Origin of the sequence: Bradyrhizobium sp. SZCCHNRI1009, assembly GCF_032487575.1 — a bacterium.
Taxonomy (GTDB): Bacteria; Pseudomonadota; Alphaproteobacteria; order Rhizobiales; family Xanthobacteraceae; genus Bradyrhizobium.
In genome coordinates this window covers 17,675-41,704 of sequence record NZ_JAUEUL010000002.1, presented here as the reverse complement: position 1 = coordinate 41,704, position 24,030 = coordinate 17,675, and the positions used below count along the sequence as shown (strand labels likewise).

24 protein-coding genes and 1 tRNA gene are annotated in these 24,030 nt (G+C 66.1%); 11 read left to right on the top strand and 14 right to left on the bottom strand.

The features are described 5' to 3' along the window. Positions 1–4 precede the first annotated feature (4 nt). A complete protein-coding gene (locus tag QX010_RS03795) occupies positions 5–169 on the top strand; it encodes a DUF3309 family protein (RefSeq protein WP_006614022.1) in 165 nt (54 codons plus the stop codon). A gap of 48 nt (positions 170–217) precedes the next feature. Here the strand turns inward: QX010_RS03795 and ligD are convergent, their stop codons facing one another. Next, positions 218–2,914 (bottom strand): DNA ligase D, encoded by a 2,697-nt coding sequence (gene ligD / locus QX010_RS03790; protein WP_316177722.1) that lies wholly within the window; start codon positions 2,912–2,914, stop codon positions 218–220. A gap of 668 nt (positions 2,915–3,582) precedes the next feature. Here ligD and QX010_RS03785 point away from each other — a divergent pair. Beyond that, the gene (locus tag QX010_RS03785; RefSeq protein ID WP_316177720.1) at positions 3,583–4,461 is read left to right on the top strand and encodes a Ku protein; all 879 of its coding nucleotides are present in this window, start codon (positions 3,583–3,585) and stop codon (positions 4,459–4,461) included. Between the two features lie 238 nt (positions 4,462–4,699). Here QX010_RS03785 and QX010_RS03780 read toward each other — a convergent pair whose 3' ends face one another. The 8 genes from QX010_RS03780 to QX010_RS03745 form a co-directional block, all read right to left on the bottom strand. Continuing rightward, a complete protein-coding gene (locus QX010_RS03780; RefSeq protein WP_315805422.1) occupies positions 4,700–4,990 on the bottom strand; it encodes a DUF6496 domain-containing protein in 291 nt (96 codons plus the stop codon). 84 nt (positions 4,991–5,074) lie between these two features. Next, positions 5,075–5,764: a response regulator transcription factor gene (locus QX010_RS03775; RefSeq protein ID WP_316177718.1), complete on the bottom strand. Its 690-nt coding sequence runs from the start codon at positions 5,762–5,764 to the stop codon at positions 5,075–5,077. Further along, on the bottom strand, positions 5,761–8,478 hold the full coding sequence (locus tag QX010_RS03770) for a sensor histidine kinase KdpD (RefSeq protein WP_315805420.1): 2,718 nt from the start codon (positions 8,476–8,478) through the stop codon (positions 5,761–5,763). Before QX010_RS03770 ends, QX010_RS03775 begins: the two co-directional genes overlap by 4 nt. Before the next feature lie 55 nt (positions 8,479–8,533). Beyond that, a complete protein-coding gene (locus QX010_RS03765) occupies positions 8,534–9,136 on the bottom strand; it encodes a K(+)-transporting ATPase subunit C (protein ID WP_315805419.1) in 603 nt (200 codons plus the stop codon). 114 nt (positions 9,137–9,250) lie between these two features. After that, positions 9,251–11,371, bottom strand: a complete 2,121-nt coding sequence (gene kdpB, locus QX010_RS03760) for a potassium-transporting ATPase subunit KdpB (protein ID WP_315805418.1) — start codon at positions 11,369–11,371, stop codon at positions 9,251–9,253. A gap of 16 nt (positions 11,372–11,387) precedes the next feature. Next, entirely contained in the window at positions 11,388–13,091 is a 1,704-nt protein-coding gene (kdpA, locus tag QX010_RS03755) for a potassium-transporting ATPase subunit KdpA (RefSeq protein WP_316177716.1), read from the bottom strand. Between the two features lie 34 nt (positions 13,092–13,125). Continuing rightward, positions 13,126–13,215, bottom strand: a complete 90-nt coding sequence (locus QX010_RS03750; RefSeq protein WP_042340291.1) for a K(+)-transporting ATPase subunit F — start codon at positions 13,213–13,215, stop codon at positions 13,126–13,128. A 10-nt stretch (positions 13,216–13,225) separates the two neighbouring features. Further along, on the bottom strand, positions 13,226–13,381 hold the full coding sequence (locus QX010_RS03745) for a hypothetical protein (protein ID WP_316177714.1): 156 nt from the start codon (positions 13,379–13,381) through the stop codon (positions 13,226–13,228). A 297-nt stretch (positions 13,382–13,678) separates the two neighbouring features. Here QX010_RS03745 and QX010_RS03740 point away from each other — a divergent pair, with 297 nt between their 5' ends. The 4 genes from QX010_RS03740 to dapA all read left to right on the top strand — a co-directional run bounded on the left by QX010_RS03740 (position 13,679) and on the right by dapA (position 15,781). Further along, a complete protein-coding gene (locus tag QX010_RS03740; protein ID WP_316177712.1) occupies positions 13,679–14,119 on the top strand; it encodes a hypothetical protein in 441 nt (146 codons plus the stop codon). A gap of 18 nt (positions 14,120–14,137) precedes the next feature. Beyond that, a complete protein-coding gene (locus QX010_RS03735; RefSeq protein WP_316177710.1) occupies positions 14,138–14,422 on the top strand; it encodes a hypothetical protein in 285 nt (94 codons plus the stop codon). 136 nt (positions 14,423–14,558) lie between these two features. Further along, a complete protein-coding gene (locus QX010_RS03730; RefSeq protein ID WP_316177708.1) occupies positions 14,559–14,834 on the top strand; it encodes a hypothetical protein in 276 nt (91 codons plus the stop codon). Further along, positions 14,831–15,781 (top strand): 4-hydroxy-tetrahydrodipicolinate synthase, encoded by a 951-nt coding sequence (dapA, locus tag QX010_RS03725; RefSeq protein WP_316177706.1) that lies wholly within the window; start codon positions 14,831–14,833, stop codon positions 15,779–15,781. Before QX010_RS03730 ends, dapA begins: the two co-directional genes overlap by 4 nt. A gap of 25 nt (positions 15,782–15,806) precedes the next feature. Here dapA and QX010_RS03720 read toward each other — a convergent pair whose 3' ends face one another. The 4 genes from QX010_RS03720 to mobB all read right to left on the bottom strand — a co-directional run bounded on the left by QX010_RS03720 (position 15,807) and on the right by mobB (position 19,502). Beyond that, complete coding sequence (locus QX010_RS03720; RefSeq protein WP_316177704.1) at positions 15,807–16,052, bottom strand: hypothetical protein; 246 nt, start codon at positions 16,050–16,052, stop codon at positions 15,807–15,809. Positions 16,053–16,224: 172 nt separating this feature from the next. Next, positions 16,225–17,880: an OFA family MFS transporter gene (locus QX010_RS03715; RefSeq protein WP_315805413.1), complete on the bottom strand. Its 1,656-nt coding sequence runs from the start codon at positions 17,878–17,880 to the stop codon at positions 16,225–16,227. A gap of 732 nt (positions 17,881–18,612) precedes the next feature. Next, positions 18,613–18,852, bottom strand: a complete 240-nt coding sequence (locus tag QX010_RS03710; protein WP_315805442.1) for a sulfurtransferase TusA family protein — start codon at positions 18,850–18,852, stop codon at positions 18,613–18,615. A gap of 116 nt (positions 18,853–18,968) precedes the next feature. Next, positions 18,969–19,502 carry a molybdopterin-guanine dinucleotide biosynthesis protein B gene (mobB, locus tag QX010_RS03705; RefSeq protein WP_316177702.1) on the bottom strand — a complete coding sequence of 178 codons (534 nt, stop codon included), beginning with the start codon at positions 19,500–19,502 and terminating at the stop codon, positions 18,969–18,971. Between the two features lie 241 nt (positions 19,503–19,743). Between mobB and mobA the strand changes: the two genes are divergently transcribed. The 5 genes from mobA to QX010_RS03680 all read left to right on the top strand — a co-directional run bounded on the left by mobA (position 19,744) and on the right by QX010_RS03680 (position 23,677). Next, the gene (mobA, locus tag QX010_RS03700) at positions 19,744–20,373 is read left to right on the top strand and encodes a molybdenum cofactor guanylyltransferase MobA (RefSeq protein WP_316177700.1); all 630 of its coding nucleotides are present in this window, start codon (positions 19,744–19,746) and stop codon (positions 20,371–20,373) included. Between the two features lie 9 nt (positions 20,374–20,382). Further along, the gene (locus QX010_RS03695) at positions 20,383–20,973 is read left to right on the top strand and encodes a cation transporter (protein WP_316177697.1); all 591 of its coding nucleotides are present in this window, start codon (positions 20,383–20,385) and stop codon (positions 20,971–20,973) included. Between the two features lie 186 nt (positions 20,974–21,159). Continuing rightward, a complete protein-coding gene (locus QX010_RS03690) occupies positions 21,160–22,371 on the top strand; it encodes an ABC transporter substrate-binding protein (protein ID WP_316177696.1) in 1,212 nt (403 codons plus the stop codon). Positions 22,372–22,454: 83 nt separating this feature from the next. Then, positions 22,455–23,426 (top strand): tripartite tricarboxylate transporter substrate binding protein, encoded by a 972-nt coding sequence (locus QX010_RS03685; protein ID WP_316177694.1) that lies wholly within the window; start codon positions 22,455–22,457, stop codon positions 23,424–23,426. A gap of 175 nt (positions 23,427–23,601) precedes the next feature. Further along, positions 23,602–23,677 (top strand) — tRNA-Ile (locus tag QX010_RS03680). A gap of 13 nt (positions 23,678–23,690) precedes the next feature. Here the strand turns inward: QX010_RS03680 and QX010_RS03675 are convergent. Continuing rightward, positions 23,691–23,846, bottom strand: a complete 156-nt coding sequence (locus tag QX010_RS03675) for a hypothetical protein (protein ID WP_410051918.1) — start codon at positions 23,844–23,846, stop codon at positions 23,691–23,693. Between the last annotated feature and the right edge of the window lie 184 nt (positions 23,847–24,030).

Here is a 24,030-nt window from a genome sequence, read left to right as displayed (position 1 = left end):
GCACATGTCCATCGGAACTATCATCCTGATCATTCTCATCATCGCCCTGCTCGGCGGCTTTTCCGGCATCGGCGGCGGTCCGTTCTACGGCACCGGCTACTATGGCGGCGGCGGTCTCGGCCTGATCATCGTCATCGTGCTGATCCTCGTCCTGCTCGGACGTATCTGATCCTTCTGAGGCGATCGGCTCGGGCAGACACCACGTCTGCCCGAGCGACTACGACGTCTCTGCGAGCTTCTTGATGGCCGCCTTGATCGAGCCCGCGGCATCTTCATAACCATCCCACGCCCTGGTCTTGGCCAGCAGCGCCGGTACGGTGCGGATGGTGTAGCGCTTGGGTTCGAGCCCGTTCTTCACCTGCGTCCAGGTCAGCGGCATGGACACGGTGGCGCCTTCGCGGGCGCGCGGCGACAGCACGGCGACCGCCGTCGACATCCGGTCGTTGCGCAGATAGTCGAGGAAGATCTTCCCCCCGCGCAGCTTCTTCGACATGTTGAGCAGGTATTGCTCCGGGCTGTCGTTCGCCATCCATAGGCACACACCTTGCGCAAACGCCTTCGCTTCGGGCCAGCTCACTCTGTCGCGCGCGCCGTGCAGCAACGGCGTCACCACGTGCAGACCCTTGCCGCCCGTGGTCTTGCAGAAGCTCTCGAGTCCGAGGCTCTTCAGGCGCTGGCGCATCTCCTTGGCGGCCGCGATCACCTCCCCGAAGGCGACGTTCGGCGCCGGGTCGAGATCGAACACCAGCCGGCCCGGAACGTCATAGGCGTCGGGTGCGCAATTCCATGGATGCAGCTCGACGGCGGCGACCTGGGCGACCGCGATCAATCCCTCGACACGGTCGATCTGCAGATACGGTTTGCGGTCGCCCGACACCTTGACCAGCTCGAGCAGGTCCGACATGCCCTGCATGCCGTGCCGCTGGAAGAATTTTTCGCCACCGATGCCATCAGGCGCACGTACGATCGAGCACGGCCGTCCCTTCAGATGATCGATCATCCAGTTGCCGACGGCTTCCAGATAGTTGGCGAGATCGAGCTTGGTGACGGGCTCGCCATCGCCGGCGTCCGGCCACAGCGCCTTGTCGGGCTTGGAGATCGCAACGCCCATCACGGTCGCCGCGCCCTTCGTGCGTGACGGCGTCTTGTGCAGCGTGGTGCCGACGGTCGCGACGCTCGCCGCGGCCCGCGCCACCGGCCGGGCAACCTTCGTCGTCACCACCGGCGGCTCGGCAACGACCTCGCGGGCCGGCTTGTCCTGGCGCAGTCCCTTGAACGAGGCCTGCCTGACGTTGTTGTCCGCGGTCCAGCCGGCAAACTCGATCTCGGCGACCAGCTCCGGCTTCAGCCAATGCACCTCACGCGTCTTGCGCGGCGCGTTCTTGCCGCCGAACGGGCTCTCGTCGGAGGCCGCCGCCTTCAGCGCCGGCATGATCTCCTTCACCGTGTCCTGGCCGAAGCCGGTGCCGACGATCCCGACATAAGCGAGATGATCGTCCTTGTTGACGCCGACCATCAACGAGCGGAATTTGCCGTTGGTGGTCTTCCAGCCACCGATGACGACCTCGTGGCCGGGCCTGGTCTTGGCTTTGGTCCAGCTCTCCGTCCGTCCCGAATGATAGGCCGAGTCCAGCTTCTTGGAGACGATGCCCTCCAATGACAGCTTGCGCGCCGACTCCAGCACGGCCTCGCCGTCGCTCTCGAAGTGCTCGACATAGCGGATGCGCGGCGCCTTGCCCTTGATGTGCGCCTTCAGCAGCTTCGCCAGCCGCGCCTTGCGCTCGCGCAAAGGCTGGCGGCGCAGGTCGAACTCCTCCGCGAACATCAGGTCGAAGGCAAAGAAGATCAGCTCGTCGGTTTCGCCCGCCGAAATCGCCGCCTGCAGCGCCGAGAAATTCGGATTGCCGTCCTTGTCGAGCGCGACGATCTCGCCGTCGATGATCGCGTCCGGCAATTCAGCCGCTTCCTCGGCGATGGCACCGAACTTGGCCGTCCAGTCCAGGCCCTTGCGCGTCTTCAAAGTCGCCTTCCCGTCCTCCACCCTGATCTGCACGCGGTAGCCATCGAACTTGATCTCATGCGCCCAGCCCTCACCGCTCGGCGGCTGGGCGACCGAAGTACAGAGCTCGGGCGGCACGAAGTCCGGCAGCGACGACACGGTTCGCGGTGCGACCGTCTTCGGAGCAGCGGCCGCTTTCGCGGCCTTGGACTTCGGCGTCTTCTTGGGAGACGCCTTCTCTGGAGAGGCACTGCCGTCGCCGCGGTTGGAGTGCCACACCGCGTCGGCATTCATGCGCTGCGTCTTGGCGAGCATGAACGGCTTCGGCGCTTTGCCCTTGCCGGCCGCGATCTGCTCCATCGTGCGGCCCGAGGCGACCGACTTGTCCGCCTCCAGGATGTCGTTGGCCTCGCCTTCCCGGGCGAACTCGTCGCGGTGCTTGATCAGCAGCCAATTGGTGCGCTTGCCGCCCGTGCGATCATGACGCATCCGTACCAGCACCCAGCTGCCATGCAGCTTCTCGCCTTCAAGGGTGAACTTGAGGTCGCCCTTCTTGAAGCCGCGCTCCGGGTCCTCGCTGTCCCAATGGCCGCGATCCCACAGCATGACGGTGCCGCCGCCATACTCGCCTTCCGGGATCGTACCTTCGAAATCGCCATAGTCGAGCGGGTGGTCCTCGACCTCGACCGCGAGCCGCTTGTCGTGCGGATCGAGCGACGGGCCCTTGGTCACGGCCCACGACTTGAAGACGCCGCCGAACTCCAGCCTGAGATCGTAGTGCAGCCGCGTCGCGTCGTGCTTCTGGATGACGAAGCGCGGCCGCGCCGCACGCGCGACCTTGGCGTCGCCGGACGGCTCTGCCGTCTTGTCGAAATCGCGCTTCTTGCGATAGGTGGAAAGCTTCCTGAGCGCCACGGTGATCCCTCGTGTTGAGTGGTAGCGTAGCAAAGCCGGCAGGGTCGTGGAACCGGCTCCGCCGCTGGCGCCGGCGCGGCTCGCATCCACCTGATAACACCGGGCAAAGTTCCGCGTTCCCGCGGCTGAGGAAAGCCCGGGTCTCGCGATGGTCCACCCTCTGCCGATGAGAGGGCGCAGGGAAGGCCGGGAGCTCGCCGCCCCCATGGCCCGCCTGCGAAAGAAAAATGCAGGCGGCAGGTACCACAGGTGCAGCCGAGTCATCCCGGCCCTCCCTGCGCGACGGTTTTAACAGCTGCTTCGCGTTCTCCCCGGTGCGCCGGGCTTGTTGGCCACCGTCATCCGCGCGATGCACAAAGCATCCTCGCAAACTTGACCTCAGCGTCGGGAGGCCAGGACCGCGCGACTTGACCGTGCGTGCCAGATCGTTCGTCGGCGCAACGTCAATCACGCTGCAACCCGACACGCCCATCGCATTCCGCTGCCGACGTCCGTGACGACCGCGATACGTCCCCTCCGACGCAACGGAATGGGTCGGACCATAATGCTGATTTTACGAAGTCGTCAAGCGAATTAATTTTTCCCGAAGCGACCCTCGGCGGGGCCCATGGAACCCACACCGATGCTTGCCCGTTGCAGCCTCGTCCGGATTGTCCAAGGAGACCACGATGGCCCCCCGCGCCTACTGGAAAGGCTCGCTCAAACTCTCGCTCGTCAGTTGCCCCGTCGTCCTCTATCCGGCGTCGACCTCGGTCGAGAAGACGCGCTTCCATCTGATCAACCGCGAGACCGGCAACCGGCTCAAGCAGCAGATGGTCGACTCTGAGACCGGCGACATCGTCGAAGGCGAGCAGAAGGGCCGCGGCTACGAGCTCTCCAAGGGGCAGTATGTCGAGATCGAGCCGGAGGAGCTGGAGGCGGTCCAGATCGAGAGTAACCATACGATCGATATCGACAGCTTCGTGCCGCGCGAGGAGATCGACCAGCGCTATCTCAACCATCCCTATTACATCGCTCCCGACGGCAAGGCGGCGGTCGACGCCTTCGCGGTCATTCGCGACGCCATGAAGGAGCAGGATCGCGTCGCGCTGGCGCGGATCGTGCTGACCAACCGCGAGCACGTCATCGCCATTGAGCCGATGGGCAAGGGCATGCTCGGCACCACGCTGCGTTTTCCCTACGAGCTGCGCGACGAGGCCGAGTTCTTCGACGACATCAAGTCGCCCCGGATCACCAAGGACATGGTCGAGCTCGCCGGCCACATCCTGCAGACCAAGGCGGCGCATTTCGATCCCTCGGAGTTCAAGGACCAGTACGAGACCGCGCTGAAGGCGCTGGTGAAGCGCAAGGCCTCGGGCAAGCCGATCAAGCTGCCGGAGCCGGCGGAGCGGCCCGACAACGTCGTCAGCCTGATGGACGCGCTGAAGCAGAGCCTGGGCAAGGGCGGAAAAAAGACAGCGCGTGCGGCGTCACGGCGGACGAGCGCGCATCGACGCCCCGCGAAGAAGGCGCATCGGTCGGCGGCGCGGCAGAGGAAGGCGGGGTGAAGGCCGGCAGCTGCCTGCGTGGCGCAAGCGGCCTCCACACCACCGCCCCGTCGTCCCGGCGAACGCCGGGACCCATACTCTGCGGCGGGTATTGTAAGACAAGACTCGTCCAACATCCCGCGCAATAACATCTCCCTGGGGTTATGGGTCCCGGCGTTCGCCGGGACGACAGCGGAGAATTTTGCGACGGCTGCGGGTCATGGCGTGCGCGATGATCGTAGCCCGAATGATCGCCTCGTCAGCTCTTCTTCTTCGACTTCTTCTTCGTCGTTTTCTTGGTAGTCTTCTTCGTGCTTTTCTTGCTCGCCTTCTTGGCGGACTTCTTCGCCGATGACTTGGCGCTCTTCTTCGGCGGCACCTTCTTGCCTTCGCGGCGCGCCTCCGACAGACCGATCGCGATCGCCTGCTTGCGGCTCTTGACCTTGCGGCCCGAGCCGCCGCTCTTCAACGTTCCTGCCTTGCGCTTCTTCATCGCGCGCTCGACGTCCTTGGACGCGCCCTTGGAATATTTGCGTGTTTTGCGTGCCATCAACATGGTCTCCCTGTGATATCACAGAAATCACGAGGGTGAGCGATGGTTCCGCTTTGAGGGACTGGCTCACATGAAGAAGCGCTAATCCGGCGCACGCAAGCGATAGCCGATGCCGGTCTCGGTCAACACGAATTGCGGGCGCTCGGGATCGGCCTCGATCTTCTGCCTGAGCTGGCGCACATAGACGCGCAGATATTGCGCGTCGGTCAATTCGTCCCACAGCTCCTTGAGCAGGAAGCGATGCGTCAGCACCTTGCCGGCGTGCTGCACGAGCACGCGCAGCAGATCGTACTCCTTCGGCGACAGCTTGACCTCGCGCTCGCCGACCTTGACGATGCGGCGGACGAGATCGACCGAGAGGTCGCCGGTGCGAAACACCGGCCGCTCGCCCTGCACCTGCAGCTGGTGCCGCAGCGCCGCGCGCAGGCGCGCCAGCAATTCATCCATGCCGAACGGCTTGGTGATGTAGTCGTCGGCGCCGAGATCGAGCGCCTGGACCTTGCCCGCCTCGTCGCCGCGGCTGGACAGCACCACGACCGGCACGGCCTCGTTGCGGCCACGGATGGTTCGCAGCAGCTCGAGTCCGTCGATGTCGGGGAGGCCAAGGTCGAGAATGATCAGCGCCGGCTCCTGGCTCAGCAGCTCCAGCGCGTTCCTGCCGTTGGAGGCCTCGAGAATCTCGTAGCCCTGCGTGGTCAGGCCCATCCGCAGCAGCTTGCGGATCGGCGGCTCGTCGTCGATCACGAGCACCTTGATCGGAGCGCCGGTCATGCGGCCGTATCCAGCGGTCTGGCCTGCGCCGGCACCGGCAGGCGGATGGTGAGGACCGCACCGCGCCGATCGGTACGGTTGCCGGCGAAGATGCGGCCATGCATCGCCTCGATGAAGCCACGCGAGATCGCAAGCCCAAGTCCGGTGCCGGGCCGCACCTGGTCGCCCTTCTGCACGCGATAGAACTTGTCGAACACGTGCTCGACCTCCGCGGCGGGAATGCCGTCGCCTTCGTCACGGATCTCGAGCACGATCCAGTTGCTGTCGCGGGCCGCACGGATCGCAATCGAGGTCTCGGGAGGCGCATATTTGGCGGCGTTGTCGAGCAGATTGAACAGCACCTGCTCGAACAGCACCGCGTCGACCTCGACCATCGGCAGATCGGGCGCCAGTACCAGCGAGACATGATGACCGGCGAGGATCTTGCCGGCACGCCGCAGCGCGCTGCCGACGATCTCGCCGACGTCATGGAGGGCGGCGTTCGGCACGATCGCGCCGGATTCCAGCTTGGTCATGTCCAGGAGGTTGGCGATGAATCGATTCAGCCGTTCGGATTCGTCGATCACGGTGGCGAGCAGGTCGAGCTTCTCCTTGTCGGACAGCCTGGCCGCGAGATCGCGCATCGTCGAGGCCGCGCCGAGCACCGAGGCGAGCGGCGTCTTCAGATCGTGCGAGATCGAGGTGAGCAGCGCCGAACGCAGCCGGTCCTGCTCCATGGTGCGCTTGACCTTGTCCATGTCCTCGACCAGCAGAACGCGCTCGATCGCCAGGGCGCCCTGGTCGACCAGGGCGTCGAGCAGCCGGCGCTGGTCGGGGGTCAGCAGCGGCCCGGTGCGGTCGTCGTCGATGCCGATGACGCCGATCAGGCCGCGGCCGGTGCGCATCGGCAGGAACAGCCGCTTGGCTCCCGGCAGCGTGTCGGAGCCGCGGCCGGCGGCGCGGTCGTTGCTCCAGGCCCAGCTCGCGGCGGCGAGGTCGGCGTCGTCGAGCTGATCCTCCGGCGGGTAGCCGGTCATGACCGTGAGCTTGCCGTCCTGCGGCAACAGCAGCACGACCCGCACCTTCAGCATCAACGCCGCCTGATAGGCCGTGGCCCACAGCACGTCATCGAGGGTCGCGGTGCCCGCAAGCTTGCGGCTGAAGGCATAGAGCTGCTCGGTGGTCCGGACGCGGTGGGTGGCGGCGTCAGCCTGAACGCGAACGCGCGCGGCGACGTTGGACACCAGGATCGCGATCAGCATGAAGAAGAAGAACGCGCCGATGTTGGTCGGATCGGTGATCGTGAACGTATACAGCGGCGGGAGGAAGAAGAAGTTGTAGCAGAGCGAGGCGGCGAGGCTCGCCAGCAGCGACGGTCCCAGGCCGTAGCGTGCGGCGACGCCGACCACCGCCGTGAGGAACACGAGATCGACGTTCTCGATGCCGAAGACGGGCTGGATCAGCTCGGCGAGGCCAAGGCCGACAGCCGTGATCAGCAGCGCCATCACATAGGGCTTCGGCTGCAGCGGCTCGCTGCGCGGCCGCGTCTGCACCGAGCTGCCCGCGGTGTCGGGCGCCTCCTCGCCGGCGATGACGTGGATGCTGATGTTGCCGGCGCGCCTGACCAGGTCATGCACCACCGAGCCCCTGATGATCTCGAACAGGCGCGAGCGGCTCGACTTGCCGATGATGATCTGGGTGACGTTGTTGGCCTGCGCGAAGCCGATGAGGTCATCGGCGATACGCCGGCCGACGCCCGGAATCGTCAGCGCCTCGCCGCCGAGGGTCTCGGCCAACCGCAGCGTATCGGCGAGCCGGTCGCGCTGCCTGTCACTGAGCTGCAGATTGCGCCGGGTCTCGATGGTCACGGCGGTCCACGGCGCATGGACACGGTCGGCGAGCCGCTTGGTGTAGCGCACCAGCCCTGTCGCCCGCGGATCCTCCGACACGCAGACGAGGATCCGCTCGCCGGCCGCCCAGGGCCCCGCAATGGCGTTGGCCTGCATGTGAGTGAGCAGTTGCTCGTCGACGCGCTCGGCCGTCCGACGCAGCGCAAGTTCGCGCAGCGCGGTCAGGTTGCCGGGCGAGAAATAATGCTCCAGCGCGCGCTCCGCCTGCTTGGGCACATAGACCTTGCCCTCCTTCAGTCGCTGGATCAGGTCGTCGGGCGTAAGGTCGATCAGCTCGATGGCGTCGGCGCGGTCGAGGATCGAATCCGGCACGGTCTCGCGCACGCGCACATGGGTGATCTGGGCGACGACGTCGTTGAGGCTCTCGATGTGCTGGACGTTGACCGCCGTGTAGACATCGATGCCGTGCGACAGCAGCTCCTCGACGTCGAGATAGCGCTTGGGGTGGCGGCTGCCGACAGCATTGGTGTGCGCGAGCTCGTCGACGATGGCGAGCTTCGGGCGGCGCGCAATCACGGCATCCAGATCCATCTCCTCGACGATCTGGTCCTTGTAGGAAATACGTTTGCGCGGGACGACCTCCAGGCCGCGGACCAGCGCCTCGGTCTCGGCGCGGCCATGCGTCTCGACGAAGCCGATGACGACATCGACGCCGGCCTTCAGCTTGGCATGCGCGCTCGACAGCATTTCATAGGTCTTGCCGACGCCGGGGGCGGCGCCGACGAAGATCTTGAGCTTGCCGGCAGGACTGTCCTCCCGCCGGGCCGCTTCGAGCAGGGCTTCCGGCGAGGGACGTTGGTCAGGATCGCGGCGTTGACTGGCCATGCGGCATTATAGACGGAGGAACTTCGGCGCCAAGGCCGGGACCTCTAAGGCCTCACTACGGCTTGGCAGCGTCGAGCGCCAGATTGAGCGCAAGCACGTTAACGCGGGGTTCGCCGAGCAGTCCGAGCAGACGGCCCTTAGTCTGCTGGGCGATCAGGCCCTGAACGCTGGCCTCCGGCAAGCCGCGCGCCTTGGCCACCCGCGGCACCTGGAACAGCGCCGCCTCCGGCGAGATGTCCGGATCGAGCCCGCTCGCCGAGGTCGTCACCAGATCGACCGGCACGGCCTGCCCAGGATTCTCCGCCTTCAGCCTGTCAACATCCTCCTTGACGCGGTCGGCCAGCGCCTTGCTGGTCGGGCCGAGATTGGAGCCGGAGGAGTTGGCGGCGTTATAGGGCGCCGGCACCGTCTTGGTCGCATCGTTCGGATCGGCGGCCGAGGTCGCCGACGGACGGCCGTGGAAATATTTGTCGTCCTTGAATTCCTGCCCGATCAGCGCCGAGCCGATCACCTGGCCGTTGCGCGTGATCAGACTGCCTTCGGCCTGCGCCGGGAAGATGGTGCCGGCGACGACGGTCATGGCGAGCGGATACAGCAGCCCGGTGATCAAGGTCAGCGCGAGCAGGACCAGGATGGCGGGACGGATTTCTTTGAGCATGGGAGATCTCCTGTGTCGCGGCGTCATTGCGAGGAGCGAAGCGACGAAGCAATCCAGGGCTGTGTACGAGACTCTGGATTGCGTCGCTTCGCTCGCAATCACGCCGGTGGTGGTTCAAGCCAGGTGCAAGGCGGTCACGATCAGGTCGATTGCCTTGATGCCGATGAAGGGGATGATGATGCCGCCCAGGCCATAGATCATCAGGTTGCGGCCGAGCAGCGCGCCGGCGCCGATGGCGCGGTAGGCGACGCCCTTCAGCGCCAGCGGGATCAGCGCGATGATGACGAGCGCGTTGAAGATGATCGCCGACAGGATCGCGCTCTGCGGGCTCGCGAGGTTCATGACGTTCAGCACGTTCAGCTGCGGGTAGAACGCCAGGAACATCGCCGGGATGATCGCGAAATATTTGGCGACGTCGTTGGCGATCGAGAACGTCGTCAGCGCGCCGCGCGTCATCAAGAGCTGCTTGCCGATCTCCACCACCTCGATCAGCTTGGTCGGGTTGGAATCGAGATCGACCATGTTGCCGGCCTCGCGCGCGGCCTGCGTGCCGGTGTTCATGGCGACGCCGACATCGGCTTGCGCCAGCGCCGGCGCGTCGTTGGTGCCGTCGCCGCACATGGCGACCAGCTTGCCCTTGGCCTGCTCGTCTCGGATCAGCTTGAGCTTGTCCTCGGGGGTCGCCTGCGCCAGGAAATCGTCGACGCCGGCTTCGGCGGCGATCGCCGCCGCGGTCATCGGGTTGTCGCCGGTGATCATGATGGTGCGGATGCCCATCCGGCGCAGCTCGGCGAAACGTTCGCGGATGCCGCCCTTGACGATATCCTTGAGCTGGATGACGCCGAGCAGGCGCCCGTCCCTGGCGACCGCGAGCGGCGTGCCGCCGGATTTGGCGATGTCGTCGGAGATTGCACGGATCTCGCGGACAAGCTCGCTCTCGACCGGCTGGACCGCGCGCGCCGTGTTGCCGGAGACGGGCTGGGTCGGGCCGCCGCCGCCGATGGAGTTGAGGATGGCGTCGACCGCGCCCTTGCGCACCGAGGAACCGCCGGCATCGACGCCGCTCATGCGGGTCTGCGCCGTGAACGGCACGAAGGTGGCGCCGAGCTCGGCCATGTCGCGGCCGCGGATACCGTATTTGTCCTTCGCGAGCACCACGATGGAGCGGCCCTCCGGGGTCTCGTCGGCGAGCGAGGCGAGCTGCGCCGCGTCGGCCAGCTCCTGCTCGCTGACGCCCCGGACGGGACGGAACGCAGTCGCCTGCCGATTGCCGAGCGTGATGGTGCCGGTCTTGTCGAGCAGCAGCGTATCGACGTCGCCGGCGGCCTCGACCGCGCGGCCGGACATCGCCAGCACATTGAAGCGCACCAGGCGGTCCATGCCGGCGATGCCGATCGCCGACAGCAGCGCGCCGATCGTGGTCGGGATCAAGGTCACGAACAGCGCCACCAGCACCACCACCGAGATCGAGCCGCCGGCATAGGCCGCGTAGCTCGGGATCGTCACCGTCGCGAACACGAAGATGATGGTGAGGCCGGCGAGCAGGATGTTGAGCGCGATCTCGTTCGGCGTCTTCTGTCGCTCGGCTCCCTCGACCAGCTTGATCATGCGGTCGATGAAGGTCGAGCCCTGGGCCGCGGTGATCCTGACGCGGATCCAGTCCGACAGCACCTGCGTGCCGCCGGTTACCGCCGAGCGGTCGCCGCCGGACTCCCGGATGACCGGAGCGGACTCGCCGGTGATCGCAGCCTCGTTGACCGAGGCGACGCCCTCGATCACCTCGCCGTCGGAAGGGATCGTGTCGCCGGCCTCGACCAGCACGAGGTCGCCGACCTTCAGGCTGGTTCCGGGCACGAGCTTGTAGGTGTGGTCGGCCGGGTTCGTGCCCGTCAGCAGCTTGGCCTGGCTCTCGGTGCGCGTCTTGCGCAGCGAATCCGCCTGCGCCTTGCCGCGGCCTTCGGCGACGGCTTCGGCGAAATTGGCGAACAGCACGGTGAACCACAGCCAGAGAATGATCTGGAAGGTGAAGCCGAGATTCGCGCCGCCGGTCGCGACGTCGCGCAGGAAGATCACCGTGGTGAGCGCCGCGACGACCTCGACCACGAACATCACGGGGTTCCTGATCATCAGCCGCGGGTCGAGCTTGACCACCGCGGCCTTGATGGCCGGCAGCACGATCTTCGGGTCGAGCATCGTCGACATCGACGAGCGCTTCTGCAGTTTGATGGTGTCCATGGAGGTCGCTCCGAAATCAGAACACGGTGCCGGCGGCCATCGCGAGATGCTCGACGATCGGACCGAGGGCGAGAGCCGGGAAGAAGGTGAGGCCGCCGATGATCAGGATGACGCCGACGACGAGGCCGACGAACAGGCCGCCGGTGGTCGGGAACGTGCCGGCCGAGGGCGGGATCGACTTCTTCTGCGCGAGCGAGCCCGCGATCGCCATCGCCGGGATGATCATGAAGAAGCGGCCGACGAACATCGAGGAGGCGAGCGTCAGATTGTAGAAGAAGGTGTTGCCGGTGAGGCCCGCGAACGCCGAGCCGTTGTTGGCCGTCGCCGAGGTGTAGGCGTAGAGCACCTCGGTGAAGCCGTGCGGTCCGGCATTGGCCATCGAGGCGACGGCCGGTGGCAGCACCACCGCGACCGCGGTCCAGCCGAGATACATCAAGGGCAGCACCAGGATTGCCAGCATCGCCATCTTGACCTCGCGGGCCTCGATCTTCTTGCCGACATATTCCGGCGTACGCCCGACCATCAGGCCGGCAACGAAGATCGCGAGCACGACGAACAGCAGCATGCCGTAGAGGCCGGCGCCGACGCCGCCGACGATGATCTCGCCGAGCTGCATGTTGATCAGCGGAATCATGCCGCCGAGCGCGGTGAAGCTGTCGTGCATGGCGTTGACCGCGCCGCAGGAGGCGGCCGTGGTGATGACGGCGAACAGCGACGACGCGACGACGCCGAAGCGGACCTCCTTGCCCTCCATGTTACCGCCGGTCAGTCCCAGCGCGTTCAGCGTGGTCGTACCGTTGGCCTCGGCCCAGTAGGTGATGGCGACGCCGGCGATGAACAGCACGCCCATCACGGCGAGGAGCGCCCAGCCCTGGCGCTGATTGCCGACCATGCGGCCGAACACGTTGGTCAGGGCAGCACCGAGCGCGAAGATCGAGAGCATCTGGATGAAGTTCGACAGCGCGGTCGGGTTCTCGAACGGATGCGCGGCGTTGGCATTGAAGAAGCCGCCGCCATTGGTGCCGAGCATCTTGATCGCGACCTGCGAGGCGACCGGGCCGAGCGCGATGGTCTGCTTGGCGCCTTCCAGGGTCGTCGCCTCGACATAGGGCCCGAGCGTCTGCGGGATGCCCTGCCAGACCAGAAACAGCGTGTAGATGATGCAGAGCGGCAGCAGCACATAGAGCGTGCAGCGTGTGATATCCACCCAGAAATTGCCGACGGTCCGCGCCGAGGCGCGCGAGAAGCCGCGGATCAGCGCGATCGCGAGCACGATGCCCGTCGCGGCCGACAGGAAGTTCTGGTGGGTGAGCCCGAGCATCTGGACGAGATAAGAGAGCGTGCTCTCGCCACCGTAGTTCTGCCAGTTGGTGTTGGTCAGGAAGCTGATCGCGGTGTTGAAGGAGAGATCCTCGGCGACCGCGGACTGTCCGGCGGGATTGAACGGCAGCACGGCCTGCAGCCGCATCACGCCGTAGATGATCAGGAAGCCGCCGACATGGAACAGCAGCATTGCGACCGTGTAGGTCAGCCAATGCTGCTCGCGGCGCTCGTCGACGCCGCCGATCCAGTAGATCGCGACCTCCACCGGCCGCAGCACCGGCGACAGCAAGGTGCGCTCGCCATTGAAGACGCGCGTCATGTACCAGCCGAGCGGCTTGGCGAGCGCGACGATGACGGCGCAGTAGAGCAGGATCTGGATCCAGCCGATCACGGTCATGGGGATGTTGTCCTTGAAGGTGCGACGGTGGCGGTCAGAACCGCTCGGGCCGCAACAGCGCGTAGGTGAGGTAGATCAGAAGGCCGAGCGACACCGCGCCGGCGAGCGAATAGTCGAAGATCATGGCTCGTCTCCTAGAGCCGCTCGCAGGCGTAGGTGTAGCCGATCGCCAGGGCGAATAAGCCGGCGGCCAGCGCCAGCATCAGGATGTCCAGCATGGTGTGCTCCTCATGCGCGCGAGGCGCGCAAAGCGTAGGGTCTGCGGGAGCGCGCAACTTGTGATGGATCAAACCCCCATCCGCGCCCCGCGGTCCGTTGCATCGGCACAGATGGCATTCGGAACCATAGGTTTTCGAGACCGCGCCGCCGGCAAAGTTATAGGAATCTCATAAAGATCGCGGCATTCCGCGGCCGAAGCCGGCCGACGATGAGCGCCGCTGCATAGGGAGCGCCCACGGTGGCGCCGCACGCTTATGCGCCGCTTATTTCTTCCTGGCCTCGCCCGTCTCGCATTCCTACGGCCGCTGCCGCCAGATTGTTGGCACGGCCCGGTGCGGGCCGTCGCTCAATCACGACGGAGCATCATCATGCCGGTCACGACACCCCGAGATTTCGCCGAGCCACGGCAGGCCGCGCAGGAAACAGCCGCGCTGCTGACCGACCTTCTCGGCGAGGACGATGGCGTCTCGCCGCTGTCGGCGCGCGGACGGCGCCGGATCCGGATCGGCCGGATGATGCAGGCGGAGGCCCGGATCGATGCCGCGCTGGAGCTGATCGCGCTGCAATTGCCGCGATGGTCGCTCCGCCGCCTCGCCTATGATGACGGCGAATGGCACTGCGCGCTCTCACAACGACGCGAGTTGCCGGACTGGCTCGACCATTGCGCCGAGGCCAGACACACCGATCTCGCCCTCGCCATTCTCCACGCAGCCGCCGAGGCGCGTCGCCTCGAGCCGACGCTGCCCGTCTCCGGAGAACGCTCCGCCGAGCCCGTGCTCGCAACCCTGCTCTGCTGCGACAATTTCTGAGAGGACGAGAGCGCGGCGATGATCCTCCCGGCCGGCGAGCCCGTGGAGCTGTCCCCGGCCAGAGTATTGCTTCGCTTCGGGCTGCGAACCGCGATCCTCGTTCTGTTCGCGACGTTCGGCAGCATCGGCTTCGGGCGCAGCCTCGCTGCCCTGCTCTGGATGACCGTCATCCTATGTGCCGTGCTCGCCACGCTGCGCCGTGAGCGCGTCTTCAACGCAAGCCTCAATCATTGGGACGAGATGGTCGGCTATCTCTCGCTCTACTGCGGCGTCATGGCACTCAACCAGCTCTCGGAATCCTGACCGGCGCGTGCCTACGCGGCGCCTATGACGTCGACCGCTCCGCCGCCTCGAATTCCTATCCGTACACCGCGATATTCGATGAACCAACGCAACGTCATCTCACGAGATGCGCGCTTGAACCAGAAGGACCACGTCCATGAAGCTCGTCGAACCTCCGTCGTGTCACAAGCCTGCTGCCGCCCTCGTCCTCATCGGTCGGAATAGCTGCGGCCAATGGGTTGCCCAGGAGCAGAACGGCCTCTATGGCGGCCTGTTCGTCAGCCGCGCCGAAGCGATGAAATATGCACTGTTCGAGAATGGCCATCATCCGGAGACGATCGTCGAGCTGTCGCGCACGATCGAGCTCGACACCAACGGACGCTTCGCGCCCGTCGGACTGTTGTTTGGCAGCAGCCGGCGGCCGATCGCATGAGTGCCGCCCCGACGCCGCCGCGTGGACCTGCCGCACGATGGCTGACCGGCACGATCGCAGACATTCCGACGCCGTTCGATGCGACCGGCGCAGTCGACATCGCCGCACTCGCCCGATTGTGCGAGCGGCAGATCGAAGCCGGCGCCAGTGCGATCCTGGTCTGCGAGACCGCGGGTGAAGCGTCCACGCTGACGGCAGCGGAGCGCGAAGCGGTCATTCGCGCGGCTGTGACCGCGGCCTGCAATCGGGTTCGCGTCATTGCCGGCGCGGGCTCCAACGCGACGCTCCAGGCCGTGCAAAACACCCGGCAGGCGGCGGCCGCGGGCGCCGATGCGATCATGTCGGTGGTCCCCTACTACAACCGGCCTACGGCAGAGGGCATCTACGCGCACTTCCGCGCGGTCGGAGACTCAACCACACTGCCGGTCATCCTGCATGATTGCCCCTCGCGCACGGGGCGCGCGCTGCCGGACGAGACGCTGATCCGCCTGTCGCGATGGGCGCAATTCGTCGGCTTGCGCGACAGCACCGGTGATACCGCGCGCGCCGTTCATCTGCGATCACTGACGCCACCCGGCTTTCGCCTGTTGTCGGGCGACGATATGGCGGCGGTGCCGTTCGCGGCCGCTGGTGGCGATGGCTGCTTCTCGCTGGCGGCCAACGTCGCGCCGGAGCTCTGCAACGTGCTGTTCGCCACCTGCCAGCGCGCGCGCTGGCGCGCGGCACGACGGCTGCACGGCAGGTTGCTGCCGCTGATCGAGGCGTTCAATCGCGATGCGCCGGCGGCATTGAAATATGCCCTGAGCCTGCAGGGCCTTGTTGCGGCCGGTGTGCGCTTGCCGTTGACCGAGCTTGACGGGGCGGCGAAGACAATGATCGGACAAGCGATGGCGCGGCTGAGCGCCTCGTCTGCCGCGACGTCTCCGAAGCACGCAGCACAGCTTTGAGAGGGCGATCCGCAGGCCGAAGGCCTCAGAAGTCCCATTTGTCGCCGAGAAGCAAAGGCGCTTGCGGCCGATGCCTGGCGTCGAGTTCGATCGTCGCTCCAGAGCCGCGCCGGAAGAGCAACTCGTTGCGCAGGCGCCGGAGCTTGGCTACGGCAATCGCCGCACGGATGGCCCTGACAGTCTTGCGCAGCGTCTTGATCAGGCGCGAAGGCCGCAGGGCCCAGGCGACGTAAGCGCCACGGACGTCGCGAAACGGTTCGACCGAGCTCATGTTCATTCTCCGCCAAGGCCGGCGCGACATCCGGCCGGCAAAGCGGAAGATGGAGCCCCTCGCCGTAGGAATGCGAGACGGGCTGACTTCATCTCTCATAGGAAAAGCATAAGTCGCCCAAAAAAACGGGGCGGCCGAACCGGCCGCCCCGCACGCTCCGATCCGGTTCGGATCAGAAGATCTTGACCGCGCTTTCCAGCGTCTTCCAGACACCCCATGCCAGCGGCACGCCGACGAAGGCCCAGAACAAGCCGGCCTTGACGTCGAGGCCACCCTTGCCGATGCCGAACGACCCGTGCTGGATCGCCGACTCGTTCTTGGCGAGCTCCGCCTGGTACTTCGCGACGTCGTCCGCGCTCATGTTCCACTTGTCATCGACGGGCTTGATCAGGAAGTTGCAGATCAGGCCGGCCAGGAGCATGGCGCAGAGAATATACATCGTCGTGTTGTACAGCTGGTCGCGCGGCACGCCGGCGGCGAGCTGGAACTCGCGGATGTAGTTGACGACCACCGGACCGATGATGCCGGCCGTGGCCCAGGCCGTCAGCAGACGGCCGTGGATGGCGCCCACGAACTGGGTGCCGAACAGGTCGGCCAGATAGGCCGGGACCGTCGCGAAGCCGCCACCATACATCGAGAGGATGATGGCGAAGGCCGCCACGAACAGCAGCTTCGAACCCATCGCTGCGAAGGTCGGCGCCAGCGCATAGAGCACGATGCCGATCAGGAAGAAGCAGTAATAGGTGTTCTTGCGGCCGATGTGGTCCGACAGCGACGCCCAGAAGAACCTGCCGCCAATGTTGAACAGCGACAGCAGGCCGGCAAAGCCTGCCGCGATGCCCGCAATCGCCGCCTTCTGGGTGGCGTCGAGCTGGTTGAAGCTGACGTCGGGCAAACCGATCAGCTTGCCGGCGAAGATCTCCTGCAGCATCGGCGAGGCCATGCCGATCACGCCGATGCCTGCCGACACGTTCAAGCAGAGCACCCACCAGACCAGCCAGAACTGCGGAGTCTTGTGCGCGTTGTCGAGATGCACATGGTGCTCCGAGATCATCGCCTTCTTCACTGCCGGCGGCGTCCAGCCCTCGGGCTGCCAGCCGACCGGAGCGACGCGATAGGCGAAGGCGCCGATCATCATGAACACGAAATAGATCACGCCCATCGTGACGAAGGTCTCCCAGACACCGACCGAGGTCGGGGTCTTGAAGTAGTTCATCAGCAGGTTGGCGAGCGGGGCGCCGATCATCGCGCCGCCGCCGAAGCCCATGATCGCCATGCCGGTCGCCATGCCGCGCCGGTCCGGGAACCATTTCACCAGGGTTGACACCGGCGAGATGTAGCCGAGGCCGAGGCCGATGCCGCCGATGACGCCGGCACCGAGCCACATCATCCAGAGCTGATGCACGTAGATGCCGAGCGCTGCGAACAGCAGGCCGCCGCCCCAGCAGCAGGCCGCGACGGCGCCCGCCTTGCGCGGTCCGGCCCGTTCGAGCCAGCCGCCCCAGATCGCCGCGGAGGCGCCGAGCAGCACGAAGAACAGGGTGTACATCCAGCCGAGGCTCGCGACCTTCCAGTCGCAGCTCGTCGTGAACAGCTCCTGCACCAGGGACATGTCCGGACAGGCCTGGGTCTTGGTCACGCCGATCGCGCGTGACAGCGGCAGCCAGAACACCGAGAAGCCATAGGCCATGCCGATGCACAGATGGATGCACAGCGCAGCCGGAGGAACCAGCCAGCGGTTGAACCCGGCCTTGGCGACCGTGTGCTCACGATCGAAGATTCCCGCCTGCGCGCCCGGGAGCGTGCCCGCGCTTTCAATGGTAGCCATGCATTCCTCCCCTACGGACTCTCGCCCAACGCAACAACGTCATGTTCTGTCCCCTTGATCAGAATCAATACGCCCACTCACCCCGCCCGCTATCGCGTACCAGAGCAGTCTTGCAACGCACAAACGCTCATCACTGCCTCGATGCGCATAACACCCCACCCGAGACGTTATGCCGTCACCATTCTTGCTTGTGCCGCTGTTCTGCCTGGCCCGCTCCCCAGCGGGCATGACTCGCCCCCCGCAACCTCCGCGGAAGCGCCCCAATTGGTGCAGAACCGAGGCAAATTGTCGATAGTAAAATGGTAATAATCGGTCAATCTTGGTGGATTGATCGCACTGCAGCGCGAATGTGTTGCTAACAAACACACAAATTCACGTGCAACCAACGCGACCGCCACTCACGGCTGTAGTCATGTTGCTCTCGATTACTTTCCCGACGCGTCACTGCCATCCCTGATGGAATCAACTAATGAGATGTGCGGACCATCAGCGACGGACACGGCTCGACGCCGCATGCGCGCGCTCGCGGAAACGTGAAGAAGGAACAACTTGTCCTTGCCTGGCAACAGCATCGCAAGCCTGGACTGAGAACGCGGCATTGTTGTGAGCTCGGGTTGGCGCCCCTGCGACGATAGGAAGCAGCACGATCCCTTGACACATCGATGCGCCGAGACATCGCGCGAACTACGTAGTTCGAGCAGCCAGCAGCAGAGGATGTCGTCGCCGCGCGGATCATCCGGCCGGTTCCGCGGCCTTCTCGATCCGAAACAGAATGCCGCGCTCGGTGCGATCGACGCTCTCGACCCGATCCCCGGTCTGCCGCACCAGATTCGGGATGTCGATCACTGCGAGCGGATCGGTACAGCACACTTCGAGCCGCTCTCCCGCCTTGAGCGTCTGCAGCGCCTTCCGGGTCTTCAGCACCGGCAATGGGCACTTCAGGCCCGTCAGATCCAGCCTCGTCATCATCATGCGCGCGACCATGGAGAAGCGGTTCCGGCACGTCAACCCGGGTCGCATCATCCCATGGAACCCGGAACGGGGTTCCATGAATGCCAGAAGATGCGGGTGCGAACTCGCGAGTTCCATCATGGAACACCAGGTTTGTCGCCCAGCGCGAGAACGTCCGCCCGCGGCATCGCCAGATATTGGACGAGTGCCGCGACCGCCGGGATATCGTCGAGATGAGCGCGCGGCAACGCCGTCTCGGCATCGCCGTCGCTGACGAGCCCGACAATGCCCGGATCGTCGGGAAACATCAGCGGCTTGCCATTGGCTGCGCGATGCACCTCGATGCGGCGATGCGGGCCGGCCTTGTAGCCTTCGATGACGACCAGATCGACGGGAGACAATCTCGCCAGCAGCTCCGCGAGGGCCGGCTCCCTTGCGCCTCGCAGCTCGTGCATCAGCGCCCAGCGCGTGCCCGACGCGACGAGAACCTCCTCGGCCCCGGCCTCGCGATGCCGCCACGAATCCTTGCCCGGGACGTCGACGTCGAACTTGTGATGGGCGTGCTTGATCACCGAGACGCGCAGTCCCTGCCCCCTGAGATGAGGAATCAGCCGCGTCAGCAGCGTGGTCTTGCCGGCGCCGCTCCAGCCGGCGAGGCCGATGACTTTCATCGCAGTCTCCAGAAAGGCCCCGGCGCTTTTGCACAGCCAGGAGCGCGGGATCGATCGATGGCCCGAAGGCCCCGTGGAACGCCATATCCAGTCTTGGCGATGTCATGCCAGCAGCCGCGCGGACCAGGCAAGGGCTCGTCAGGGAGGGGCATGCCGGTACGGCCGCCGCGCAGGCGCAAATGGTGGATCGCGCGCGGGCCGACGCTGACGCCCTGGCAGCAGTCGTGGTAACGAGCCCGCGATGACAGCCATGACCTCGACTTCGATCCCCGGCGTGCTGCTCGCCGGCGGTCGCGCGCAGCGGATGGGCGGCGGCGACAAGCCGTTGCGCATGGTCGACGGCCGCACCATCCTGGAGCGCGTGATCGCGCGGCTGGCGCCGCAGTGCAGCCGGCTGATCCTCAATGCCAACGGCGACCCCGCGCGCTTCGCGGGCAACGGCCTGGCCGTCGTGCCGGATGGCGTCACCGGCTTCCCGGGCCCGCTCGCCGGCATTCTCGCCGGGCTCGACTGGGTTGCGGCGCATATGCCGGAGGCACGTTGGATGCTGAGCGCCGCCGGCGACTGCCCCTTCCTGCCGCGCGATCTGGTCGCGCGGCTGGCGACAGCGCGGGCGGCGGAGCAGGCCGAACTGGCGGTGGCGGCGTCCGGCGGACAGACCCATCCGGTGATCGGGCTGTGGCCGGTCGGGCTGCGCGAGGATCTCCGGCACGCCCTGGTCGCGGAGGACATCCGGAAGGTCACCCGCTTCACGGCGCGCTACAAGGTCGCGACCGTGAGCTGGCCGTCGGTTCCGCTGGATCCGTTCTTCAATGCCAATACCGCGCTCGACCTCGCCGAGGCGGAGCGGCTCGCGGCTCTCGATGATTGAGGACGCCTGATGGACGCGACAACCATCGTTCGCCGCGCCGTGCTTGTCGTTGCCGCGCTCAATCTCGGCTATTTCGGCATCGAGTTCGCCGTGGCGCTGGCGATCGGCTCGGTGTCGCTGTTTGCCGACAGCGTCGACTTTCTGGAGGATGCCTCGGTCAACATCCTGATTGCGCTGGCGCTGCGCTGGAGCGCGCCGCAGCGGGCGCTGCTCGGCAAGGCGCTGGCGCTGATCCTGCTGGCGCCCGCGGTCGCCGGACTGTGGACCGCCGGCGAGAAGTTCTTCACGCCGATCGCACCCGCACCGCTGCCGCTCACCGTGACCGGCCTCGGCGCGCTGATCGTCAATCTCGGCTGCGCGTTGATCCTGGCGCGGGTCAGGGACCACCAGGGCAGCCTCACCCGCGCCGCCTTCCTGTCCGCACGCAACGACGCCTTCGCCAACATCGCGATCATCGCGGTCGGTCTCGTGACCGCCTTTGTGTGGCCCTCGATCTGGCCGGACCTGATCGTGGGTGTCGGTATCGCGCTCATGAATGCGGACGCCGCGCGCGAGGTGTGGGAGGCTGCGCACGAGGAGCAAAAGACCGCCAAGGCCTGAACGGCCGAGCATCCCGCGCGCGTGCGCGACGACCTCACTCCTTGCGGCATTGCAGCGCACAGGACCGCTCCACCGCTCCGCCGTCCGGCATGATTGACGGCCGCCCTGGATTGATTGCAGATAGGCGGACCGGCCGGCAGAGCCGGAACAAACAACGGCGTCACGCCGGTACCGGTGGAGGACTGATTGCAACTCAGCTGTTTGAAGCGGGCGGCGTGGGCCGCAGCCGCGCTGCTGGTCACGACCGCCGCGCAGGCCGAGATCTCCGACAACGTCGTCAAGATCGGCGTGCTCAGCGACATGAACGGCCCGGCCTCGACGCCGACCGGACAAGGATCCGTCACCGCGGCGCAGATGGCGGTCGATGATTTCGGCGGCAAGGTGCTGGACAAGCCGATCAGCGTCATCGTCGGCGATCATCAGCTCAAGCCCGACATCGGCGCTGCGATCGCGCGCCGCTGGTACGACACCGAGCAGGTCGATCTCATCGTCGACGTGCCGGTCTCCGCGGTGGGCCTCGCCGTGCAGACCATCGCCACCGAGAAGAAGAAGCTGTTCATCACCCAGTCGACCGGTGCCGCCGATTTCCACGGCAAGTTCTGCTCGCCCTACGCGATGCAATGGGTGTTCGACACCCGCGCGCTCGCCACCGGCACGGCGAAGGAGGTCGTCAAGCGCGGCGGCGACAGCTGGTTCTTCATCACCGACGACTACGCCTTCGGCCATTCGCTGGAGCGCGACGCCTCGAGCGTCGTCACCGCCAATGGCGGCAAGGTCGTGGGCGCGGTGCGGCCGCCATTCGCGACGCCCGATCTGTCGTCCTTCATCCTGCAGGCGCAGGCCTCCAAGGCCAAGATCATCGGCATTGCCGCCGGCCCGCCCAACAACATGAACGAGATCAAGACCGCATCCGAGTTCGGCCTGCTCAAGGGCGGACAGCAGATGGCGGCGCTGCTCGCGCTGGTCACCGACATCCATTCACTCGGCCTGCCGGCCGCGCAAGGGCTCCTGCTCACCACCTCGTTCTACTGGGACATGGACGACAAGACGCGCGAATGGTCGAAGCGCTATTTCGCCAAGATGAACCGGATGCCGACGATGTGGCAGGCCGGCGTCTATTCCGCCGTCATGCACTATCTCAACGCCATCAAGGCGGCGGGCAGCGACGATCCGCTCGCGGTCGCCGCGAAGATGCGTGAGACGCCGGTCGAGGACTTCTTCGCCCGCAACGGCAAGCTGCGCGCCGACAATCTGATGGTGCATGATCTCGTGCTGGCGCAGGTCAAATCGCCGGAGGAGAGCAAATATCCGTGGGACTACTACAAGATCCTCGCGACCATCAAAGGCGATGACGCGTTCGGCCCGCCCGATCCCGCGTGCCCGCTGATCAAGAAGTGACGGCGCACTGAACGATCGGCGGCCGGGGCGACCGGGCCGCCGCATGCGAGCTGAACGACAACAATCAATGGGGGAAGACGGGCATGAAGCTGGCGCGCGCGCTGCTGTTCGGGCTGATCGTCGCGGCGGGACTCGCCGCCAAACCGGGACCGGCGCTCGCCGCCTATCCGGACCGTCCCATCCGCTGGCTGATCGGCTTTGCCCCCGGCGGGCCGGTCGACATCGTCGCCCGCATCATGGCGCAGTGGCTGTCCGACCACCTGGGCCAGCAGGTCGTGGTCGAGAACCGCACCGGCTCGGGCGGCAACATCGCGGCCGCGGCCGCGATCAACTCCCCGCCCGACGGCTACACGCTGCTGTTCGTCGCGCCCAACAACGCGATCAGCACCTCGCTCTACAAGAAGCTGCCTTATGACTTCATCCGCGACACCGTGCCGGTCGCCAGCATCATGCAGCTCACCAACATGCTGGTGGTGAGCAACGACGTGCCGGCCAAGACCGTCAAGGAGTTCATCGACTACTGCAAGGCCAACCCGGGCAAGATCGCCTTCGCGTCCTCCGGCAACGGCACCTCGGTGCACATGGCGGCCGAGTTGTTCAAGGCGATGACCAAATGCGACATGCTGCATGTGCCCTATCGCGGCTCGGCGCTGGCCTTTCCCGACATCATCTCCAACAAGGTGCAGTTGATCTTCGACAACCTGCCGACGGCGCTGGAACAGTCGCGCGGCGGCAGCGTCCGCGCGCTCGGCGTCACCTCGCCGCAGCGCTGGCCGACGGTGCCGGACGTGCCCGCGATCGCCGAGACCGTGCCCGGCTACGAATCGGTCGGCTTCTACGGCATCTCGGCGCCCAAGGGCACGCCGCCCGAGATCATCGAGATCCTCAACAAGGCCGTCGGCGAGGCGCTGAAGGACCCCAAGCTGGTGGCGCGGCTCACCGAGACCGGCGGCATCCCGCGCGCGATGACACCGGCGGAGTTCGGCAAGCTGGTCGTCGACGAGACCGAGAAGTGGCGCAAGGTGGTGGAATTCGCCGGGGTTTCGGTGGACTAGCGTCGCGGCGGGCCTGGACGGGACCGTGCGACGGAGCCGCGCCAAAACAATCGGGCAGCGGCATTGCCGGATTGCTGGCCAGGCTGTAAACGGAGCCCGAGCCGTCGTTGGGGTTCCGATGCCGCGCCGGACAGGCCCGCTCCTGCCCGCCGTCGGCAAGACCTCAGCGTCGCGGGGGCCTGTAGCTCAATGGTTAGAGCCGACCGCTCATAACGGTCTGGTTGCAGGTTCGAGTCCTGCCGGGCCCACCAATGAGCTCAAGAGTTACGGCTTACGCGCCAAGTGTTTTTCGAAGTGAGCCACCGTTTCGACCACCGATAGGTTCTGCTTGCGATCCTTCGAGGCATTCGCGGCCGCGGCCTCGCGCACGTAATCCGCGCGATGATGGCCGAAGGTGTCGAGCAGCACCTTGACCGACATTCCGAGAAAGCCTGCGGCCTGCCACGAACCCCGCGCCGCTGCATAAGCCACGTCGCCGCCGTGTGGCGCGGCGCGAGCGCCAAGAGCGGGCTCTGCGCCCAATCCCCACCTGCATCTGCGAGCCGCGTAGCATCTCGACACGTCGAACAGGACGCAGTTGTGGGCGGCACCCGGCGGCGCACCT

Excerpts from the sequence above, each read along its gene's own strand:
- QX010_RS03795 (WP_006614022.1), top strand. The coding sequence starts at position 5 with ATGTCCATCGGAACTATCATCCTGATCATTCTCATCATCGCCCTGCTC.
- QX010_RS03785 (WP_316177720.1), top strand. The coding sequence starts at position 3,583 with ATGGCCCCCCGCGCCTACTGGAAAGGCTCGCTCAAACTCTCGCTCGTC.
- QX010_RS03780 (WP_315805422.1), bottom strand. The coding sequence starts at position 4,990 with ATGGCACGCAAAACACGCAAATATTCCAAGGGCGCGTCCAAGGACGTC.
- QX010_RS03775 (WP_316177718.1), bottom strand. The coding sequence starts at position 5,764 with ATGACCGGCGCTCCGATCAAGGTGCTCGTGATCGACGACGAGCCGCCG.
- QX010_RS03770 (WP_315805420.1), bottom strand. The coding sequence starts at position 8,478 with ATGGCCAGTCAACGCCGCGATCCTGACCAACGTCCCTCGCCGGAAGCC.
- QX010_RS03765 (WP_315805419.1), bottom strand. The coding sequence starts at position 9,136 with ATGCTCAAAGAAATCCGTCCCGCCATCCTGGTCCTGCTCGCGCTGACC.
- kdpB (WP_315805418.1), bottom strand. The coding sequence starts at position 11,371 with ATGGACACCATCAAACTGCAGAAGCGCTCGTCGATGTCGACGATGCTC.
- kdpA (WP_316177716.1), bottom strand. The coding sequence starts at position 13,091 with ATGACCGTGATCGGCTGGATCCAGATCCTGCTCTACTGCGCCGTCATC.
- QX010_RS03750 (WP_042340291.1), bottom strand. The coding sequence starts at position 13,215 with ATGATCTTCGACTATTCGCTCGCCGGCGCGGTGTCGCTCGGCCTTCTG.
- QX010_RS03740 (WP_316177712.1), top strand. The coding sequence starts at position 13,679 with ATGCCGGTCACGACACCCCGAGATTTCGCCGAGCCACGGCAGGCCGCG.
- QX010_RS03735 (WP_316177710.1), top strand. The coding sequence starts at position 14,138 with ATGATCCTCCCGGCCGGCGAGCCCGTGGAGCTGTCCCCGGCCAGAGTA.
- QX010_RS03730 (WP_316177708.1), top strand. The coding sequence starts at position 14,559 with ATGAAGCTCGTCGAACCTCCGTCGTGTCACAAGCCTGCTGCCGCCCTC.
- dapA (WP_316177706.1), top strand. The coding sequence starts at position 14,831 with ATGAGTGCCGCCCCGACGCCGCCGCGTGGACCTGCCGCACGATGGCTG.
- QX010_RS03720 (WP_316177704.1), bottom strand. The coding sequence starts at position 16,052 with ATGAGCTCGGTCGAACCGTTTCGCGACGTCCGTGGCGCTTACGTCGCC.
- QX010_RS03715 (WP_315805413.1), bottom strand. The coding sequence starts at position 17,880 with ATGGCTACCATTGAAAGCGCGGGCACGCTCCCGGGCGCGCAGGCGGGA.
- QX010_RS03710 (WP_315805442.1), bottom strand. The coding sequence starts at position 18,852 with ATGATGATGACGAGGCTGGATCTGACGGGCCTGAAGTGCCCATTGCCG.
- mobB (WP_316177702.1), bottom strand. The coding sequence starts at position 19,502 with ATGAAAGTCATCGGCCTCGCCGGCTGGAGCGGCGCCGGCAAGACCACG.
- mobA (WP_316177700.1), top strand. The coding sequence starts at position 19,744 with ATGACAGCCATGACCTCGACTTCGATCCCCGGCGTGCTGCTCGCCGGC.
- QX010_RS03695 (WP_316177697.1), top strand. The coding sequence starts at position 20,383 with ATGGACGCGACAACCATCGTTCGCCGCGCCGTGCTTGTCGTTGCCGCG.
- QX010_RS03685 (WP_316177694.1), top strand. The coding sequence starts at position 22,455 with ATGAAGCTGGCGCGCGCGCTGCTGTTCGGGCTGATCGTCGCGGCGGGA.
- QX010_RS03675 (WP_410051918.1), bottom strand. The coding sequence starts at position 23,846 with ATGTCGGTCAAGGTGCTGCTCGACACCTTCGGCCATCATCGCGCGGAT.